The following is a 2,575-nucleotide window of genomic DNA, read 5'->3' as shown; positions in this document are numbered from 1 at the left end:
CCCTTTCTCTTCTTTAAAAACATATTCAAAGCAAGATTGGCATCGTAGAATTGACTTTCCAAGCTACGCAAAATACCTTCAACTTCCCAAGACCAATCACGATCTTCGTAGTCTAACCAAGTACCAGGCTTAATTATTTCATAGATGTACATGATTCCTTTCTTGATTCATAACGTGTTGTTGGACGAAGCCGCTACGCGGAGAAAAACGGCAACATCCCGTAAATTGTAAGATGTAACCTCACCCCTCGCACGCGAGGGTCATTCCGCAAAGAATTATGAGGTTACCAAACCATGAAACCAGTATCTGAGGAAAACTTCAAGCAGCAATACCAATCACACCTCAAGCACCTTGCGCTCAAGGGCTTGCAACCCAAAACCATCGAGGCCTATGCGCGGGCCATTCGCCGTATCGGGGCCTATTTCGATCATCGGCTCGATGCGCTGTCCGAGCAGCAGTTGCTCGATTATTTTACCGATCTGCTGAGCACCCATTCCTGGAGCGCCGTTAAGCTCGACCTCTACGGGTTGAAGTTTTTCTACACTCACGTGCTGCGCAAGCCGTGGGTGGCGGTCGATCTGATCAAGCCGCCCAAGGCGCGGCGGCTGCCGGATATCGTCACTGTCGAGGAGGCCGGGCGGCTCTTCCAGTCCACCCGGACGCTCAGTTACCGCGTGTTCTTTTTCACTCTCTATAGCCTCGGATTACGTCTCGGGGAGGGCTTGCGGTTGCAGGTGGGGGACGTCGATGCGAAGCGGCGGCGAATTCATATCCGTGATGCCAAGGGCAATAAGGATCGCTTTGTGCCGTTGCCGGATCAGACGCTGGCGCTGCTGCGCCGCTTCTGGCAGCTCCATCGCCATCCCACGCTGCTGTTTCCCAATCGCCAGGCGGGCCTGACGGGGGCGCACCGGGCCACGTCGCCGCTGGATCGCGGTGGCGTGCAGCTCACCTTGCGCAAGGTGGCCCAAGAGTGCGGGCTAAAAAAAAGATCTCTCCGCACAGCCTGCGTCACAGCTACGCGACCCATCTGATCGAGGCGGGCGTCGATCTGCTGGAGGTGCAGAAGATCCTCGGCCACCACTCTATCCTCACCACGGCCAAATACACGCACCTGACATCGCATACCGGGCAGAACGCCACCACACTCATCAACGCGCTGATGAATGGCTTTTCGATGGATTGGGGGAGCGTGAAATGATCCGCCTCGCCTCCATCATTGACACCTTCGAGGCACCGCTCTTGGCAAAGTACGCCAATGGCATGCTGCCGAGTCATCGGCGGGCACTGGGTGCCATGAAGCAATGCCGTAACGCGCTTAGCCGCCGGATGCATCGCGTGTGACGAACAGCTTTTCGTGCCGCATTCCTGCGGCCATCGCAGCTGTCCGCATTGCCAGCATCATGAGAGCCAGCTGTGGCTGGAACGGCAGCTCAAGAAGCAGGTGCCCGGTGATTATTTCCTGTTAACCTTTACGCTGCCCGCCGAGCTGCGTGCGCTGGCCTGGACCCATCAACGCACGCTCTATGCCTTGATGATGCAATGCAGTTGGGAGACGGTGCGTACCTTCAGCCTGAACGACAGGCAGCTGCAGGGAACGCCCGGCGCAGTCGCCGTACTGCATACCCACTCACGCCGCCTGGATTATCATCCCCATATCCATCTGGCCATGCCGGCGGCGGCGATGGATGCCAAGCGGCGGCTGTGGCGCTCCAAGACGGCAAAACACAAAGGCGATGGCGGCGCCGCCTATCTGTTCAATCACAAGGCGCTGGCCAAGGTGTTTCGCGCCAAGCTGCTGGCGGCCATCGCCGAGGCGGGGCTCGTGCTGCCAAAGCGCTATCCCGACACGTGGGTGGTGGACTGTAAGTGCGTGGGCTCGGGTGAGAAAGCGCTGGTCTATCTGGGCCGCTATCTCTATCGGGGCGTGCTTCAGGAAAAGGATATTATCGCCTGCAGCAACGGACAGGTGACCTTCTGCTATCAAAACAGCAAAACCCGAAAGAGTGAAACCCGCACCCTGGCGGGCGCGGATTTTCTCTGGCTGCTCCTGCGACACGTGTTACCCAAAGGCTTTCGTCGTGCCCGCAACTTCGGCTTCCTGCACCCTAACAGTAAACGGTTGATCCAGCTGCTGCACTATCTGCTCAAGCTTGATCCTGGCCGATCAATGCCGTGGCTCAGAAAAAGACCGCCGCTCACCTGCCGCTGTTGCGGCGCTGAAATGAAGATCGTACGAACGCGGATCCCACCCAGTATTCCCGGGCGCGCACCACCGGATGCAGCAGCGGTTGCCATGGCTATGTAACCGCACCCGCATATTTTAATTGAAGGACGTTCTGTTTCCATAAGCAGAGAAATATTGTCGGCCTGAATTCAGCCGGAATCAGGGAAAAACCGGCCGTTCAGTGCTTGCGCTACCGCAACGGTGGCGATGTCAACGGATATTCCTGGTTTGACGCCTCGGGTGCCCGTAACTTTCAAAAAGATATTTTCATAGTGAGTGGCTTCGATGCCGGGCTTGTCCAACAAACGGTTCAGATTGTGGCTCGCTTCGCTCTCACAATCTAACCTT

General features: G+C 56.9%; 1 protein-coding gene and 2 pseudogenes. 2 read left to right on the top strand and 1 reads right to left on the bottom strand.

Translation table 11 applies throughout. The features are described 5' to 3' along the window. Positions 1-293 precede the first annotated feature (293 nt). Both RRB22_12575 and RRB22_12570 read left to right on the top strand, forming a co-directional pair. A pseudogene (locus RRB22_12575) lies at positions 294-1,201 on the top strand (site-specific integrase). Then, positions 1,198-2,308: pseudogene (locus tag RRB22_12570) on the top strand (transposase). Before RRB22_12575 ends, RRB22_12570 begins: the two co-directional pseudogenes overlap by 4 nt. Positions 2,309-2,376: 68 nt before the next feature. On the opposite strand, the gene RRB22_12565 reads toward RRB22_12570, so the two are convergent. Continuing rightward, the coding region (locus RRB22_12565) for a hypothetical protein (GenBank protein MDT8385238.1) at positions 2,377-2,575 on the bottom strand (199 nt) is incomplete at its 5' end.

It is taken from the genome of Gammaproteobacteria bacterium, from assembly GCA_032250735.1.
GTDB lineage: Bacteria > Pseudomonadota > Gammaproteobacteria > SZUA-152 > SZUA-152 > SZUA-152.
The sequence above is the reverse complement of the archived record's forward strand: the minus strand, read 5'-3'. Positions and strand labels throughout refer to the sequence as shown.